The organism is Oceanobacillus sp. HCA-5259, from assembly GCF_037892815.1.
Taxonomy (GTDB): Bacteria; Bacillota; Bacilli; order Bacillales; family Amphibacillaceae; genus Oceanobacillus; species Oceanobacillus indicireducens.
Map to the genome: position 1 here is coordinate 1 of NZ_JBBKBV010000075.1, position 1,672 is coordinate 1,672.

A 1,672-nucleotide genomic window follows, 5' to 3' on the forward strand; every position below is an offset into this window, starting at 1 on the left:
ATTACAAACTTACTCTATAAAGAAATCATCTTATATACGAATAATTTATGATTCCTCCGTTACTTCCTCATGGTTCATGACTCGTTGCCCGACCGTCTCCGGTTGGACTGCAGATAATACGACATGATCACTATCCGTGATAATGACCGCTCTCGTTCTTCTGCCATATGTAGCGTCAACTAACTTATTGTTATCCCTTGCAACCGAAATAATCCGTTTAATAGGAGCTGATTCCGGAGATACAATAGAAATGATTCGATTAGCTGAAACAACATTACCAAATCCTATATTTATTAACGTAAGATTCACTTTCGTTCCCCCTCTGTCAGCAAAAACCGTCTGATATTCATTATACTTTAATCTAACAGATATTTATACTTATATCCAATCAAATCTTTAATTACTCGATATTTTGTATTTGTTCTTTTATTTTCTCTATTTCGGTTTTCAATATAACATCAAGCCCATTGATTTCCGCTGCTGTAGCTTTTGAGCCGATCGTATTTGCTTCCCGGTGCATTTCCTGACAGATGAAGTCAAGCTTCCTGCCGACACTGCCTTCTTCCTTTAACGTATTTTTCATTTGATTGATATGGCTCTGCAGTCTCGTTAATTCTTCGGTAATATCGCCTTTTTCAGCTAATATGGCAACTTCTTGCATTATCCTTGCCTCGTCAATTGTATTGTACTCAGCAAGATGCTCGGTAATCCTTTTACTGATTCTTTCGCGGTAGGTTTCAATTACTTTCGGACGGACGTGCTGCAAGTGGTTCATCGTATCCTCTAATACTTGTAATCGCTCCTCTAAATCTTGCTCAAGGAAAGTTCCTTCCGCTCGCCTCATTTCCAAAAGTTTTCTACATGATTCTTCCACCGCTTGTAACAGGTTAGTCGTTAATGTTTCATCTTGCATCTCTTCTTCCTCAACGATAAATATATCCTCTAAATTCACTAATTGCTCGATATTCAGCTCACCTTTAACTGGATAGTGTTGCTTGATTTCTTCGACGCGGTCAACATACTGCCCCAGTATTTCCCAGTCTACATGTACGTTTTTATGAATCGATCCTTGACCTTGTATCGATATATATACTTCAATTTTACCTCGTTTAAAATAGTTTTTTATAATTTTTTTGAGTTTTTCTTCGAGGTAATAAAAGCTGCGCGGCATTTTTATTGTAATATCTAGGAATCGGTTATTAACAGAGCGCATTTCCGCTGTTATCTGGTATTCTTCATGTTCAATTACTTGTTTTCCAAAACCTGTCATACTTGAAAGCATTTTAATCACTACCTTTTCATGAACGGTATTCTTATGTACTCATCCTAAAATACAAAAGTAATTCATTTTTATCAAGTACCCGAAATATTTGAGGTATGTACTTAGACGCAATTACTTAAATAAAAAGTTCTCCAATATGAACCGGTGATCACTTTCATTCAGCGTAAGTGTTTTGTGCATTCATTTTATTAGCGTTCTAATTACCGTTCAGTTGCCCGGCGGACGGATGCTTTCCACGGGCACGGCCTCAGCCTCCTCGGAAGAAAACCGCTTCCTGCTCAGGTCTGGACTCGTGCTTTTCCCGTAGGAGTCACCGTCCGCCGGGCAACTGAACTGGTCTAAAGGATTATTTTAAAAAGAAATTATTCCGTTATGATAAGGATTGTACTT

Annotated in this window: 2 protein-coding genes; both read right to left on the reverse strand. The window is 38.0% G+C overall.

Translation table 11 applies throughout. From position 1 onward, the window contains the following. Positions 1-45: 45 nt before the first annotated feature. The gene (gene remA / locus WKU33_RS18770; RefSeq protein ID WP_156855510.1) at positions 46-309 is read right to left on the reverse strand and encodes an extracellular matrix/biofilm regulator RemA; all 264 of its coding nucleotides are present in this window, start codon (positions 307-309) and stop codon (positions 46-48) included. Positions 310-400: 91 nt separating this feature from the next. Continuing rightward, positions 401-1,270 (reverse strand): YicC/YloC family endoribonuclease, encoded by an 870-nt coding sequence (locus tag WKU33_RS18775; protein WP_340456109.1) that lies wholly within the window; start codon positions 1,268-1,270, stop codon positions 401-403. Between the last annotated feature and the right edge of the window lie 402 nt (positions 1,271-1,672).

What these genes read in the sequence shown, in the direction of transcription:
- WKU33_RS18775 (WP_340456109.1), bottom strand. Translation starts at nt 1,270, where the DNA reads ATGACAGGTTTTGGAAAACAAGTAATTGAACATGAAGAATACCAGATA.